This window comes from Nocardioides sp. DN36, from assembly GCF_055380375.1.
In genome coordinates this window covers 357,662-371,269 of the sequence record NZ_AP043823.1, presented here as the reverse complement: position 1 = coordinate 371,269, position 13,608 = coordinate 357,662, and the positions used below count along the sequence as shown (strand labels likewise).

Annotated in this window: 13 protein-coding genes and 2 riboswitches; of the genes, 5 read left to right on the top strand and 8 right to left on the bottom strand. The window is 71.8% G+C overall.

All coding sequences use genetic code 11. The features are described 5' to 3' along the window. Positions 1 to 7 precede the first annotated feature (7 nt). From cobF to ACZ43H_RS02670, 5 genes are read left to right on the top strand one after another with little or no spacing between them, the layout of a single operon-like run. Positions 8 to 736 carry a precorrin-6A synthase (deacetylating) gene (gene cobF / locus ACZ43H_RS02690; protein ID WP_179662879.1) on the top strand — a complete coding sequence of 243 codons (729 nt, stop codon included), beginning with the start codon at positions 8 to 10 and terminating at the stop codon, positions 734 to 736. Beyond that, positions 733 to 2,211 (top strand): cobyric acid synthase, encoded by a 1,479-nt coding sequence (locus ACZ43H_RS02685; RefSeq protein ID WP_464587537.1) that lies wholly within the window; start codon positions 733 to 735, stop codon positions 2,209 to 2,211. Before cobF ends, ACZ43H_RS02685 begins: the two co-directional genes overlap by 4 nt. Next, on the top strand, positions 2,208 to 2,942 hold the full coding sequence (locus tag ACZ43H_RS02680) for a cobalt-precorrin-6A reductase (RefSeq protein ID WP_179662877.1): 735 nt from the start codon (positions 2,208 to 2,210) through the stop codon (positions 2,940 to 2,942). The genes ACZ43H_RS02685 and ACZ43H_RS02680 overlap by 4 nt, the downstream gene beginning before the upstream one ends. Continuing rightward, positions 2,939 to 3,460, top strand: a complete 522-nt coding sequence (locus tag ACZ43H_RS02675; RefSeq protein WP_179662876.1) for a bifunctional adenosylcobinamide kinase/adenosylcobinamide-phosphate guanylyltransferase — start codon at positions 2,939 to 2,941, stop codon at positions 3,458 to 3,460. The genes ACZ43H_RS02680 and ACZ43H_RS02675 overlap by 4 nt, the downstream gene beginning before the upstream one ends. A gap of 32 nt (positions 3,461 to 3,492) precedes the next feature. Beyond that, a complete protein-coding gene (locus ACZ43H_RS02670; RefSeq protein WP_246298456.1) occupies positions 3,493 to 4,146 on the top strand; it encodes a (2Fe-2S) ferredoxin domain-containing protein in 654 nt (217 codons plus the stop codon). Positions 4,147 to 4,183: 37 nt separating this feature from the next. On the opposite strand, the gene ACZ43H_RS02665 is transcribed toward ACZ43H_RS02670, so the two are convergent. From ACZ43H_RS02665 to ACZ43H_RS02630, 8 genes are all read right to left on the bottom strand, one after another. Then, positions 4,184 to 5,011, bottom strand: a complete 828-nt coding sequence (locus tag ACZ43H_RS02665) for a CbtA family protein (RefSeq protein WP_179662874.1) — start codon at positions 5,009 to 5,011, stop codon at positions 4,184 to 4,186. A 165-nt stretch (positions 5,012 to 5,176) separates the two neighbouring features. Continuing rightward, positions 5,177 to 5,395 carry a CbtB domain-containing protein gene (locus ACZ43H_RS02660; RefSeq protein WP_464587533.1) on the bottom strand — a complete coding sequence of 73 codons (219 nt, stop codon included), beginning with the start codon at positions 5,393 to 5,395 and terminating at the stop codon, positions 5,177 to 5,179. 1 nt (position 5,396) lies between these two features. After that, a riboswitch (adenosylcobalamin (AdoCbl) riboswitch) is annotated at positions 5,397 to 5,546 on the bottom strand. Next, positions 5,529 to 6,488, bottom strand: a complete 960-nt coding sequence (locus ACZ43H_RS02655; protein ID WP_179662870.1) for a cobalamin biosynthesis protein — start codon at positions 6,486 to 6,488, stop codon at positions 5,529 to 5,531. (Overlaps the previous riboswitch by 18 nt.) Next, positions 6,485 to 7,252, bottom strand: coding sequence for an adenosylcobinamide-GDP ribazoletransferase (locus ACZ43H_RS02650; RefSeq protein WP_179665533.1), 768 nt, complete (start codon positions 7,250 to 7,252; stop codon positions 6,485 to 6,487). Before ACZ43H_RS02650 ends, ACZ43H_RS02655 begins: the two co-directional genes overlap by 4 nt. Further along, complete coding sequence (gene cobT / locus ACZ43H_RS02645; protein WP_179662869.1) at positions 7,252 to 8,292, bottom strand: nicotinate-nucleotide--dimethylbenzimidazole phosphoribosyltransferase; 1,041 nt, start codon at positions 8,290 to 8,292, stop codon at positions 7,252 to 7,254. Before cobT ends, ACZ43H_RS02650 begins: the two co-directional genes overlap by 1 nt. A gap of 8 nt (positions 8,293 to 8,300) precedes the next feature. Beyond that, positions 8,301 to 10,733, bottom strand: a complete 2,433-nt coding sequence (locus tag ACZ43H_RS02640; RefSeq protein ID WP_464587531.1) for a cobyrinate a,c-diamide synthase — start codon at positions 10,731 to 10,733, stop codon at positions 8,301 to 8,303. Beyond that, entirely contained in the window at positions 10,727 to 11,341 is a 615-nt protein-coding gene (gene cobO, locus ACZ43H_RS02635; protein ID WP_224131704.1) for a cob(I)yrinic acid a,c-diamide adenosyltransferase, read from the bottom strand. Before cobO ends, ACZ43H_RS02640 begins: the two co-directional genes overlap by 7 nt. After that, positions 11,341 to 13,398, bottom strand: coding sequence for a VWA domain-containing protein (locus ACZ43H_RS02630; protein WP_464587529.1), 2,058 nt, complete (start codon positions 13,396 to 13,398; stop codon positions 11,341 to 11,343). The genes cobO and ACZ43H_RS02630 overlap by 1 nt, the downstream gene beginning before the upstream one ends. Positions 13,399 to 13,427: 29 nt before the next feature. Beyond that, positions 13,428 to 13,574: riboswitch (cobalamin riboswitch) on the bottom strand. Positions 13,575 to 13,608: the final 34 nt, after the last annotated feature.

The window sequence follows — 13,608 nt, the reverse complement described above, 5'->3', positions numbered from 1 at the left end:
ACGCCCGGTGAGGGTCCGCGTTCTCGGCGTCGGCATGGGGCCGCAGCACATCACCCCGGAGGTGGCCGACGCGCTCCGGTCGTGTGACTACGTCCTCGCCGCCGAGAAGCGCGAGGACGACGGCCTGCTCTCGGTCCGCCGAGCCATTGCGGCCGAGCATCGTCTCGAGGTGGTCGCGGTCCCCGATCCCGAGCGGGATCGGACGGATCGGGCCGACTACGCCACGGCGGTGCAGGACTGGCACGAGGCTCGGGTGGCGGCCTACGAGCGGGTCCTGCGCGAGCGGGGTGGCACGGCGGCGTTCCTCGTGTGGGGCGATCCCTCGCTGTACGACTCGACGATCCGGGTCGTGGACCGGCTGGCCGAGCGGATGCCGGTCGAGTACGACGTGCTGCCGGGCATCAGCGCACCGCAGCTGTTGGCCGCCCGCCATCGGATCGTGCTGCACCCTGTCGGGCAGCCCGTCCACATCACCACCGGCCGCCGGCTCCGCGAGGACCTTGCCGCCGGCCAGACCAACCTGTGCGTCATGCTGACCGGCACCCTCGACCTGGCCGGCCTCGACGACTGCTCGATCTGGTGGGGTGCCAACCTCGGCACCGACTCTGAGGAGCTCGTCGCGGGGCGGGTCGCCGACGTGCTGCCGTCGCTCGAAGCGGCGCGCGAGCGTGCGAAGACAGCGGCCGGCTGGGTGATGGACGTCTATCTGCTGCGGGCTCGGGAGGCGCAGCCGTGAGCGGTCTCCTGGTCGCCGGGACGACGTCCGACGCGGGCAAGTCGGTCGTTACCACCGGCCTGTGCCGAGCCTTCGCGCGGCGCGGCGTGAAGGTGGCGCCGTACAAGGCCCAGAACATGTCGAACAACTCGATGGTCTGCTCCGCCGGCGACGGCACGACCGCCGAGATCGGCCGGGCACAGTGGGTCCAGGCACTGGCTGCCCGCGTTGCCCCGGAACCGGCGATGAACCCGGTGCTGCTCAAGCCCGGCAGCGACAGGCGCAGCCACGTCGTGCTCATGGGCCACCCCGCGGGCGAGGTCTCGTCGGCGGACTGGGAGACCGGCCGACGTCACCTGGCCACGGCCGCACACACCGCGTACGACGACCTGGCGGCGCGTTTCGACGTGGTCGTGGCCGAGGGAGCAGGGAGCCCGGCGGAGATCAACCTGCGCGCCGGCGACTACGTCAACATGGGGCTGGCCCGGCACGCATCGCTGCCGACGGTGGTTGTGGGCGACATCGACCGGGGCGGCGTCTTCGCGGCGATGTACGGCACGGTCGCGCTCCTGAACCCGAAGGACCAGCGACTGGTGGCGGGCTTCGTGGTCAACAAGTTCCGTGGCGAACTGGCGCTCCTCTCCCCCGGCCTGGGCTCCATGGAGCGGCTGACGGGCCGTCGGGTGTTTGGCGTGCTGCCGTGGGATCCGAGCCTGTGGCTGGACTCCGAGGACGCTCTCGACCTCGAGGGTCGTCGCTCGCGCGGTGAGGCCGCCTTCCGGATCGCAGTCGTGCGGTTGCCGCGGATCAGCAACTTCACCGATGTCGACGCGCTCGGGTTGGAGCCCGACCTCGACGTCGTCTTCGTCTCCAATCCCCGCGACGTCGCCGATGCCGATCTGCTCGTGGTGCCGGGGACCCGCTCGACGATCAGCGACCTGGCCTGGCTGCGCGCACGGGGCCTGGACGCCGCGATCCTCGACCACGCCCGCCGAGGTCGCCCGGTGCTCGGCATCTGCGGCGGTTTCCAGATGCTCGGTCGCACCATCAGCGACCCTGCCGGTGTCGAGGGCGTGCCGGGTGCCGAGGTCGAGGGGCTGGGGCTGCTCGACGTCCGCACCGACTTCGCCGCCGAGAAGGTGCTGCGATTGCCCGCCGGCGCCGCCCTGGGCGCACCTGCCTCGGGCTACGAGATCCACCACGGCCGGGTCACCCGCGGCGGTGGCGAGGAGTTCCTCGGCGGAGCCCGTGCGGGCAAGGTCTTCGGCACGATGTGGCACGGCAGCCTCGAGGGCGACGCGCTGCGGGGTGCGCTGTTGTCCGAGCTGTTGGGCCGAGAGCCGTCCGCGGTGAGCTTCGGTGCCGCCCGCGACGCCCGGCTCGACCGGCTGGGCGACTTGGTCGAGGAGCACCTCGACGTCGACGCACTGCTGACACTCGCCCGCGACGGCACACCCGCCGGCCTGCCCGTCCTACCCCCAGGAGGTTCCCCGTGAGGCTGCTGCTCCTGGGAGGCACCAGCGAGGCCCGCGACCTCGCCGCCCGGCTCGTCGACGATCGCGACAGCGGCATCGAGGTGACCAGTTCCCTGGCCGGCCGGGTTGCCGAGCCGCGTCTGCCGGTCGGGAGGGTGCGCATCGGCGGCTTCGGCGGGGTCGAGGGTCTGCGGGCCGCGCTTGCCGAGTACGACGCCGTGGTTGACGCGACGCATCCCTTCGCCCTCGGCATGAGCGCCAACGCCGTAGCCGCCTGTCGCCTCGAAGACGTCCCCCTGCTGCGGCTCGAGCGGCCCGGTTGGGAGCCAGACCCGAGGTGGCACTACGTCGACGACCACGAACGGGCGAGCACGCTGGCTGCCTCTCTCGGTGCGCGGCCGTTCCTCACAGTCGGCCGCCAGGAGCTGGCTCGCTTCGTCCCCGCGCTGTCCGGCCACGCCGTGCTCGCCCGGGTCGTCGACCGTCCCGCCCTCGACCTGCCCGAGGCGTGGTCGCTGCTGACCAGCCGTGGCCCCTACACCCTCGATGGCGAGCTCGCCCTGATGCGGCAGCACGCCATCGACGTCCTCGTCACCAAGGACTCAGGCGGCAGCTACACGTGGCCCAAGATTCAGGCCGCAGCCGAGCTCGACGTCGCCGTGGTCGTCGTACGGCGTCCCGCGTGCCCGGTCGGGGTGCCGATCGTGCACGACGTGGACGATGCCGTCGCCTGGGTCAGGGAGCAGTCGTGAGAGTGCTCGTCACCGGCGGAGTCCGCTCCGGCAAGTCCTGTCACGCGGAGTCGCTCCTGACCGGACCGGTCACCTACCTCGCCCCAGGGCCGGTCCAGGACGACGCCGACTGGGCCGCGCGGATCGCCGTCCATCGGGCGCGGCGGCCTGTCGACTGGACGACTGTCGAGTCCCACGACCTCGTCGGAGTGCTCGCGCGCACGGACGGGCACGTCATGGTCGATTGCCTGGGCACGTGGCTCACGGCGGTGCTCGACGAGCGTGGCCTCTGGGGTGCGCCGGCGGACGAGATCACCGACGTGATCGGACACGTGGCGCAGGAGACAGCGGACGTCCTCGCTGTTCGCGACCAGGGAGAGGACACCGTTCTCGTCACCAACGAGGTCGGCCTGGGCGTCGTCCCCGAGCACCGGTCCGGTCGGCTCTTCCGGGACCTGCTCGGACTGGTCAACCAGCGCATCGCGGCGGCCTGCGACGAGGTGCACCTGGTGATCGCAGGCAGGGTGATCCGGCTATGACCCAGCCAGGCACCGCGCTGCTTCTCGTTGGCATGTCCGTCTCCGATGTCGACCGTCGCGACGAGCTGCTCGCGGCGGCCGACCGCCACCATGCGGGCGTCGCCTTCTTGCAGATGGGCGACCCATCGCTCTCGCGCGAGCTCACCCGGCTCGCGGACGCCGGCGCCACCACGATCAGCCTCGCCGGCATCAGCCTCGGCCCGCTCGCCCCTGGGCAGTCATGGCTACGGAGGATCGCCTCCCACTGGTGGCGCGAGCGCGCCGGGCACCGGCCGGTGATCGAGGTTGCGACCCGGCTGGCCTCTACGATCGAGGAGATCGAGGTCGCGCTGTTCGACCTGAAGCCGATCTCCGGCGCCGAGCCGGGCCTGACCTCGACCGCCTGGGAGGACGTGACCCGCCACCGGCGCCAGGTGCTCATCTGCCGCGGCCCGCGGTGCACGGCCCGCGGATCCGACGAGACGGCCCGCGCGCTGATCCTCGGACTGATGGAGGCCGGGCTCGGCGACCATGACGTGCTGGTCACCCACACTGGTTGTCAGTTCCCCTGCAACCAGGCCCCGGTCGTCAGCGTGCAGCCCGACGACGTCTGGTACGGCGGCGTCGATCCCGGCGCGGCCCGCCGGATCGTGTCCGACCACCTGCTGGCCGACACTCCCGTGGAAAGCCGCCGGCTCCCGCGCTGAGCGCAGGAGCCGACAGGTTGGTTCGCGGGGCGGGCCGTCAGAGGCTCGCGGCGAGCGCGCGCCGCTGCGCCCGCGCCGTGTGCGCGGCGTAGAGCCGACCGACCAGTCCGGTGAGCACCACGCCGATCACGCCCCACATCGTGGCCAGCGTGAACAGTGACGCCCGGCGGAAGAACCAGAGCGTGTCGGCCGGGAAGTCGCCGACCTCGTTGACGGTGGCGAAGAGCTGGCCGGCGACGGCCATGACGGCCAGGTAGCCGGCTGCACCGGCGACGACGCCACCGTAGGTGCCGAGGCGGTTGCGCAGCCGCAGCGCGACGTACGTCGCGGCGACGGCCGTCAGGACCGAGACGGCCACGAAGCCGAAGTAGAGCGCAGTCCTGTCGCCGATGGTGTCACCACTTCCGACCGCCGGCGGGTTCGCCGGATACTTCAGGAACGGCACCAGGGCGAAGGCGACGAAGCCGAGCAGAGTGATCAGGGCGGTGGACTGGCCGGGCTGGAGCCGGCCCATGCGGCCGATGGTGCCGGCCGCGACGAGGGCGACGATGCCGCCGAGCGCGAGTCCGACGGCGAGGCTGCCGGTGAGCAGGCCCCAGGTCCGCTGGTTGTCCCGGGAGACTTCGGTATCCTCGCCCTCGTCACCGTGAGAGTGGCTGTGCGTGTGGCTGTGGCCTCCGGAGGCCTCGTCGCCATGGTCGTGGGACGCGTCGGTCGGCGCCTCCTCGGCGGCGGTGCCTGACTCCTCGAGGGCGATGGCAGTCTCGACGTGGGGCTCCCCCACCGAGTACGCGACGAAGAAGGTGGCGATGCCGGCAACCAGGCCGGCGATCAGACCACGGATGAGAAATGCACGTGCGGTCATGCTGGTTTCCGTTCAGGAAGCAGCGCGGCGCCGACGCCGGCGCCGCGCGCGAGAAGTGTCGTCAACAGCCCCGCCGCGCTTGTTCGGGGTCGCTATCGCGCCGAAGAGCGCTCAGAGCTCGGCCGGGATCCCGGGCTCAGGCCTGGATCCGGGCCGGAATCAGGCTCAGTGGCAGGGGTAGCCGAGGAGGTGGCGTCCGTCGTGGACCCACTCGTGGATGGCCGTGCCGGACAGGAGGGAGACGGCACCCTGGTCGGTGCTGACGAAGAAGAGCACCAGCGTTCCGAGGAGACCGAAGAACAGCGCCCATGGCGCCAGCTGGCCGAACGGGATGGTGGGAACGGAAGGTGCGCCGGCGACCGGCGCCGCAGAGACCTGCGACATGTGTCCTCCTCAGGGATACGTGCGTCCCTGTTCGATGGGATGGATGACGGACACTCGGGTCTGACTCCACCGCCCGGAGGCGATGTCACAGTAGCGCGACTGTGCCGGATTCTCACCGGCTTCCTCGTGCCCGTTAGCCGGATGCTATCGCACTCCGGCCCGCTGTGCGCCGAGCCACGAGCAACGCGCCGGATGCCGACACGACCGCACCGATGATGCCAACCCTGCGTGCGAGTCGGGCGGCCCGACCGATGTCCTCGGGTCGTACGGCGCGCCCGTCGCCCATGACGGAACGGTGCTCGAGCCGGCTGCCGTAGTAGCGGTTCGTGCCGCCCAGCCGGATGCCGAGAGCGCCGGCGAAAGTGGCCTCGACGACTCCGGCGTTGGGGCTGGGATGGGCGGCGGCGTCACGGCGCCATGCCTTGGCGGCGGACCGCGCCGTTCCTGGCGAGGCAAGGAGCGTGGCGGCACCGGCGATCCGCGAGCCGGGCAGGTTGACCAGATCGTCGAAGCGGGCGGCGGCCCAGCCGAACCGCTCATAGCGGTCGTTGTGGTGGCCGACCATCGCGTCGAGGGTGTTGGCCGCCCGGTAGCCGAGCAGCCCGGGCATCCCGGCCACGGCTCCGCACAGCAGCGGTGCAACGACGGCGTCCGAGGTGTTCTCCGCGACGGACTCCACGACCGCGCGCGCGACCTCCGACTCCTCCAGCGCCGAGGTGTCGCGGCCCACCAGATGGGTGAGGCGTTCACGGGCGGCCGGGAGGTCGCCTGCTCTCAGGAGCGCGTCGACCGCGAGTGCCTCGCGCTCCAGCGAGCGCCCACCGAGCACCGTCCAGGCCACCACCGCGGTGGCCACCGCCTGGGCGACGGGGTTCCGCGCCGCTGCCCGCTCCGCTACGACTCCCACCACGATCGCCGCCCCGACGAGTGCCGCCGTGTGTGCCGCACCCCGCGGCCGCGAGTCGGCGTACAGCCGACGCTCCAGCGCCGCGGCCGCGTTGCCGAAGCCGGCAACGGGATGGAGATGCTGCGGGTCTCCGAGCACGCGGTCCGCGGCGAACCCGAGCAGAAGACCGACGGCTCGGGCGCTCACGAGAGGGCCACCAGCAGGGCGGCGAGCGCCAGCTCGATCGCGGCGCCGAAGACGTCGCCGGTGACGCCGCCGAGCCGCCGCACCGCTCGCGCGACGAAGACGGCGACCACGGCGAGTGCCATCGCGCTGGCCAGCGCTCCGCGCCACCAGGTGAGTCCGGACCAAGCGCCGGCGAGCGAGAGAACGGCGGCGCACGTCAGCCACATGAGCACGACGACCGGCCGGGCCACGGTGCCGGTGTAGGTGTCGCCGAGTCCCCCGGGTCGTGCGGACGGCACGCCCCGGGCGCAGCAGGTGGCGAGCGCGGCGCGGGAGACGCAGAGCGCGCAGCCGGCGAGGACGGCGGCGCGCACAGGGTGCGGTGAGGCCAATACTGCGACCAGGCCTGTGGCCTGCAGGCCGAGGACCAGGACCACCGCCACGACGCCGGCCGGACCCGACGTGCCGCTCTTCATCACCGCCAATGACCGCTCACGGTCGTAGGAGGCCGCCACGCCGTCGACGGTGTCGGAGAGCCCGTCGAGGTGGAAGGCGCGGTTGCCGAGGATGGTTGCGCCCAGCGCCAGCAGAGCCGCCACGGGGATCGGCACGTCGAGGCCATGCCCGGCCAGGGCCACCAGAGTCACCGCCACCGCGAGCGGCAGGACTGCCAGCGGTGCGAGCACCATGGCCATGCCGGCCCGGCGTCGGTCGACGAGGGCCGGTGGGGCGACGGGGATAGCGGTGAGTGTGCCGAGGGCCAGCCGCCACGCGTCGAGCAGCATCACGCCCGTAGCTCGGACAGCAACGCCACCTCGCGGAGCACGGCGGAGGCGCTGCGGACCACCGGAACGGCCGCGACAGCACCTGCCCCCTCCCCCAGCCGCATGCCGAGGTCGAGCAGCGGTTCTCGGCCCATCTTGGCGAGCGCGAGGGACTGGGCAGGCTCGGTGGAGCGGTGCCCGGCGGCGTACCAGGCGGCGGCGCCGGGCTCGATCCGGTCGGCGGTGAGGGCACAGGCCACGCTCATGAGTCCGTCGAGCAGCACCGGTACGCCGTCCTGGGCTGCGGCAAGGAGGTAGCCGGTGGTGGCGGCCAAGTCTGCGCTTCCCAAGGCTGTCAGTGTCTCGACCGGGTCGCCGGCCCGGGTGCCGGCACGCTGGAGGGCGATGTCGATCACCTCGGTCTTGTGCGCAAGCGCGACATCGTCGATCCCCGTGCCGCGCCCGACCACCTCGGCTGCGGGAAGCCCGAGGCCGGCGGCGACCAGGGACGCGGCGGGCGTGGTGTTGCCGATGCCCATGTCTCCGCCGAGGAGCAGCTGAGCACCGGCCCGGATCTCCTCTCGCGCGATCGCCGCCCCTGCGTCGAGGGCCTGCCGGGTCTGCTCCGGCGTGAGCGCGTCCTCGAGATGAATGGCGCCGCTGGACCGACGGACTTTGTGGACGGTCAGCGCCGCGCGAGTCGCCTCGTCGAGATCGGCGAAGTCGTCGTCGACACCGAGGTCTAGCACGCGGACCGCGACGCCGTGGGTGGCTGCCAAGGCATTCACAGCCGCCTTGCCGGCTAGGAAGGTGCGGACCATCGCACCGGTGATCGCGGGCGGGAACGCGGAGACACCGTGCGAGGCGACGCCATGGTCGCCGGCAAAGATGACCAGCCGGACGTCATTCACCGGCTTCGGAGGTACATGGCCCTGGCAGGACGCGAGCCAGATGCCCAGCTCGCCGAGGCGGCCGAGGGCACCGGGCGGGGTGGCCAGCGCGGCCAAGCGCTTGGCCGCATGATCGCGGGCGATGTCGGACGGGGCGGAGACGTAGGGCATGGCGGACCTCACAAGGTGGGCTGGAGAAGGCGGACCGCGTCGAGCGCGGTGAAGAACTGGTTCGTCATCCCCGGTGGACGCACGGCGATGCGGACCCAAGTGGAGTCGAGCCCCGGGAACGTGTCGGCCCGGCGTACAGCGACGCCGCGCTCCCTCAGCGCCGCATGAGCGCCCCGTCCCAGCCGCGCCAGGACGAAGGGCGCCGCCGATGGCGCGTAGTCAATCCCGCGTCCGCGAAGACCGCCTTCGAGGAAGTCGCGCCAACGCGCCAGCGTGGCCGCACGCTCGCGGACCTCGGGGGTCGCTGTCCGGCTGGTGCACGCGATCGTTGCGGCAATGGCCGGTGCCGAGACCGACCAGGGCGTTTGCCGGTCGGCCAACCAGCGGACATGGGCGCGGTCGCCGACGACGTAGCCGGCACGGATGCCCGGGATGGACCAGTGCTTGGTGAGACTCCGGACGACCACCAAGTCCCTGAGTCGCTCGCGGGCCAGGGAGCCGGTCTCGCCGGGCACCGCGTCCATGAACGCCTCGTCGACCACGACGAGACGGCCGCGTCGGCGCAGTCGGCGGAGCGTGTCTTCCAGGTGCAGGACACCGGTCGGATTGGTGGGATTGCCGATGACGACGAGGTCGGCGTCATCAGGGATCGCGTCGGGGTCGAGCGCGAAGCCATTCTCCGGTCGGCACAGGACCGTCGTCACGGTGTGTCCGGCCTGCTCCAGCGCCGCATGCGGCTCGGTGAACTGGGGGTGTACGACGACGGGGCGCCGCCATGGGCGCAGCTGGGCGATCAACGTGAACGCCTCCGCGGCGCCGGCGGTCGGAAGGACCTCCTCGAGCTCTCGGCCGTGCCGCTGGGCGATCGCGGCGCGGGCCGGCTCGGCGTCGGGGTACGCCGCCGCCGCGGTGAGGCTCTCGCGCAGGGCGCGCTCCAACCAGGCCGGCCGGCCGCCGTCGTAGACGTTGACGGCGAAGTCCAAGAGCCCCTCCCCCGTCTCGACGTCGCCGTGATGGCGCAAAGGGTCGGCCACACGGTCACGGGGTCGCGTGACGGGCACCGCAGGCGGAGCGGGCGAGACCACGTGCATCGGCGCGGCGTAGACGGCGTCGGCGAACCGCTGGGCGAGCTGAGGGTGGCCGGCCCAATGGACGTGGAGGTACGACGCGTGGAGGTTCCCGCTGGCATAGCCGACTGGTTCGTGGTCGATCGCCCAGGCCGCGCTCTCGCCGGCCGCCGGGGAGGTACGGGTGCGGTGGAACTCATGGCCGGTGACCTCCTCCCCTGCCTTGGTGAGGAGCGAATCGGTCGCGGCGACCGCAGCCGGGTAACGCAGCACGAGCCGCCCTGCCATCGCAGCCGTGGCCGGGAGGATGCCCGCCATGGGTGCGCCGTCGAGCGACTCGGCCAGGTAGAGCAACCCGGCGCACTCGGCGACCGTCGGGATCCCGGCTGCCACGGCGCTACGCAGATCGTCCAGCAGACCACGGTTGGCGGCGAGCTCGGCGGCGTACACCTCGGGGAACCCGCCGCCGAGGTAGATGCCCTGCGTGCCAGCCGGAAGGGCCGGATCGACGAGCGGATCGAAGGTGACGACCTCGCAGCCGGCAGCGGTCAGGAGCTCTTCGGTCTCCGCGTAGCGGAACGTGAAGGCGCGCCCGCCGGCCATCGCGACGACTGGCCGGTGGTCGCTGGCGCCGACCGACATCACCTCTCGTGCGGGGCTCCACGACTCGGCGTCCAGATGCGGCGCCGAGCGGGCGACCTCGAGGATCGCGTCGAGGTCCAGGTGGCGGGCCACCTGCTCCCCGAGCTGTTCGATCATCCGGATGGAACCGTCCCGTTCGGCGGCGGGGACGAGCCCCAGGTGGCGTGAGGGTGTGGAGAGCCGGACGTCGCGCGGCATCACGCCAAGGACCGGCAGGCCCGTTTGCTCGAGCGAGCCGATGATCTCGGCGGTGTTGCGGTCCGATCCCGCCTGGTTGAGGACGACACCGGCCACCCGGACTCCGGCGTCGAACGTCGCCATGCCGAGGGCGATCGCCCCCGCGGAGCGGGACAGCTTGGCGACGTCGATCACGAGCACTACTGGCGTCCGGGTGAGGGTGGCGACGTGCGCGGTGGAGGCGAATCCGTCGGTGCCCAGTCGTCCGTCGTACAGGCCCATGACGCCCTCGATCACCGCGATGTCCGCGCCGGACGCACCGTGCAGCAACATCGGGACGAGCCGCTCCTCGCCCACGAGGTGCGGGTCGAGGTTGCGGCCGGGGCGGCCGGTCGCCAAGGCGTGGTAGCCGGGGTCGATGTAGTCCGGACCGACCTTGTGGCCGCTCACCTCGTGGCCGGCGATCCGCAGTGCCGCCATCAGGCCGGTGGCGATCGTGGTCTTCCCCTGTCCGGTCGACGGTGCTGCAACGACGAGCCGGGGCAGGGCTACCACTCGATGCCCCTCTGGCCCTTCTGGCCGACGTCCATCGGATGCTTGACCTTGCTCATCTCCGTGACTAGGTCGGCAGCCTCGACGAGTCGGGGATCGGCATTGCGGCCCGTGATGATCACGTGCTGGAAGCCCGGGCGGTTGGTCAGCGTCTCTACAACGTCCTGGACGTCCACCCAGCCCCACTTCATCGGGTAGGTGAACTCGTCGAGGATCAGCAGGTCGTGGCTCTCGTCGGCCAGGCGGCGCTTGATCTCCTGCCATCCCTGCAGAGCCGCGGTCTCGTGGTCTTCGGCGTCACCCTGCTTTCGGGTCCACGACCAGCCGGAACCCATCTTGTGCCACTCGACCGGGCCGCCCTCGCCCGTCTCCTCGTGCAGCCGGCCCAGTCGCTCCAGAACGGTCTGCTCGCCGATGCGCCATTTGGCCGACTTCACGAACTGGAAGACACCGATCTTCCAGCCCTGGTTCCACCCGCGGAGCGCGAGCCCGAAGGCGGCGGTGGACTTCCCCTTGCCGTCGCCGGTGTGCACCACGAGCAGAGGTCGGTTGCGACGCTGCTTCGTCGTCAGGCCGTCGTCGGGGACGACGGCGGGCTTGCCCTGGGGCATCAGGCCGCTCCCTTCTGCGTGCGGGATCGGACCGTGCCGGCCAGCGCCTCAGCATTGACCTCGGCCACGGGGAGGTGTTCGGCACGCAGCAGCTCGGCGAGTCGCAGTGCGAGGCCAAGACGCAGGGGGCCGCTCTCGCCATCGATGACGACCGTCGTCACGCCGAGCCCGGCGACGTACTCCGCAGCCTGCTGTGACCGCGCGACAGCGTCCTTTCCGCCCGTCGCGCGACCGTCCGTGACCAGGACCAGGAGTGGTCGCAGCCGTGGATCGCGCATTCGCTCGCGGGTCAGCACGCGAGCGGCTTCGAGCAGCCCTTCGGCCAGCGGCGTACGTCCCCCTGCCGGAACTTCGTCGAGCCGCGCTGCAGCGATGTCGACGGAGCGTGTGGGCGGCAGCGCGACCGTCGCCTCGGCGCCTCGGAAGGTGACCAGGCCGACCTTGTCACGGCGGCGGTAGGCGTCGAGCAGCAGCGAGAGGATCGCGGTCTTCACCTGGGACATCCGCTTACGCGCGGCCATAGAGCCGGAGGCGTCAACGCAGAAGAGCACAAGATTGGCCTCCCGACCCTCCCGCACGGCGACCCGGAGGTCCTCGTTGCGCAGCTCCACGCGTCCGGTCGTGCGGCCGCGCGAGGACTGCTTGCCAGCGGCCGCCAGCAGGGTCTCCACCAGGTGGAGCGAGCCGGTGGGTCCGTCCGGCAGCCGGGCGCCGACGCGGCGACCGGTGCTCGCGAGGGCTCGGCTGCGTCGTCCGGCCGCGCCCTCGCCGAGCCCCTGCACCTTCAACAGCCGCGGTCGGTACGGCGCGGTGGCACGAACCGTCGAACCGGCCTCGGTGACTGCGAGAGGCGTCACCGGCGGCTCGCCGTCAGACTCGGGCGGAGTGTCGTCGGTCGCCGGCGCCTGGTCGCTGTCACCGTCAGCGGCCTCGTCCCACTGTCCGTCACCCTGCGCCTGATCCTGTGTGTTGTCCTCGGGAGAAGTCGGCGGCTCATCCGGGGCCGGTCCCTCCGGCGGCTCCGGCGGTAGCTCGTCGTCGCCGAGGATCTGGTCGAGCAGGTCCTCGTCGAGACCGGGAGCATCGAAGGGGTTGCGGCGGCGCCGGTGCGGCAGCGCCAGCAGCGCGGCGCGTCGGATATCGGCGCGGGTGACCTCGTCGCGACCCTCCCAGGCGGCGTGGGCGACCGCGGTGCGGGCGGTGACGATGTCGGCGCGAAGCCCGTCGACCTCGAACGTGGCACAGACTTCGGCGATCTTCATGAGCGCAGACTCGGTGAGCCGCACCTTGGCAAGACGCTCGCGGGCGGTCTCGACTCGCTCGGTCAGGGCGCGGTCCGCGTCGCGGTAGCGCGCGGTGAACGCGACCGGATCGGCGTCGTAGGCCATCCGGCGCCGTACGACCTCGGCGCGTAGCGCCGGCTCCCGGGGGGCGGCAACCTCGACGGTGAGCCCGAAGCGGTCCAGCAGCTGTGGACGCAGTTCCCCCTCCTCGGGGTTCATCGTGCCGATCAGCACGAACCGGGCCGCGTGCTCGACCGAGACGCCGTCGCGCTCGACGGTGACCTGACCCATCGCCGCGGCATCGAGGAGCAGGTCGACGAGGTGGTCGTGCAGCAGGTTGACCTCGTCGACGTAGAGGATGCCGCGGTGTGCTCTCGCGAGCAGTCCGGGCTCGTACTCCACCTTGCCGTGTGACAGCGCCCGCTCGAGGTGTAGGGAGCCGAGGACTCGGTCCTCGGTCGCGCCAACGGGTAGTTCGACGAGCCGCACCGGACGGACGATGGCCTCCGTCTCGGTGCCGAACGGGCCGTCGGGCGACGTGGCTGCCGGGTCGGCAGGGTCCACGGAGAACCTGTCGCCCGCGTACACATCGATGGGCGGCAGCACGGCGGCCAGCGCCCGCACCGTCGTCGACTTCGCGGTGCCCTTCTCGCCCCGCACGAGCACGCCACCGATCTCCGGCGAGATCGTCGTGAGGACGAGCGCGAGGCCCATGTCGTCCAGGGCGTCGGTCTCGCAACCGAGGACGGCTGAAAATGGGTAGTGCTGTGGCATGTGAGGCTCCCGCTCTGTTCGCCAGCAGTGACTGGTCGGGCGGGAGGCCGGTCTTCGGACTTGCCGAGTCCTCCGCTCAACTCATGAGTGGAGGCTCGGTTCACCGCAGCGGGCCTGTGCCGGAATCTCACCGGCTTCCCAGATTCTCCCCGTCCGCCGTCCCCACCGTTTCCGATGGCTGGGCCGTTGGGGCACCTCTCGCCTTGCGGG

Coding starts and splice junctions, on each gene's coding strand:
- ACZ43H_RS02630 (WP_464587529.1), bottom strand. CDS start 13,398: ATGCCACAGCACTACCCATTTTCAGCCGTCCTCGGTTGCGAGACCGAC.
- ACZ43H_RS02670 (WP_246298456.1), top strand. CDS start 3,493: ATGTCCGTCTCCGATGTCGACCGTCGCGACGAGCTGCTCGCGGCGGCC.
- cobO (WP_224131704.1), bottom strand. CDS start 11,341: ATGCCCCAGGGCAAGCCCGCCGTCGTCCCCGACGACGGCCTGACGACG.
- ACZ43H_RS02650 (WP_179665533.1), bottom strand. CDS start 7,252: ATGCTGCTCGACGCGTGGCGGCTGGCCCTCGGCACACTCACCGCTATC.
- ACZ43H_RS02665 (WP_179662874.1), bottom strand. CDS start 5,011: ATGACCGCACGTGCATTTCTCATCCGTGGTCTGATCGCCGGCCTGGTT.
- cobT (WP_179662869.1), bottom strand. CDS start 8,292: ATGCCCTACGTCTCCGCCCCGTCCGACATCGCCCGCGATCATGCGGCC.
- ACZ43H_RS02660 (WP_464587533.1), bottom strand. CDS start 5,395: ATGTCGCAGGTCTCTGCGGCGCCGGTCGCCGGCGCACCTTCCGTTCCC.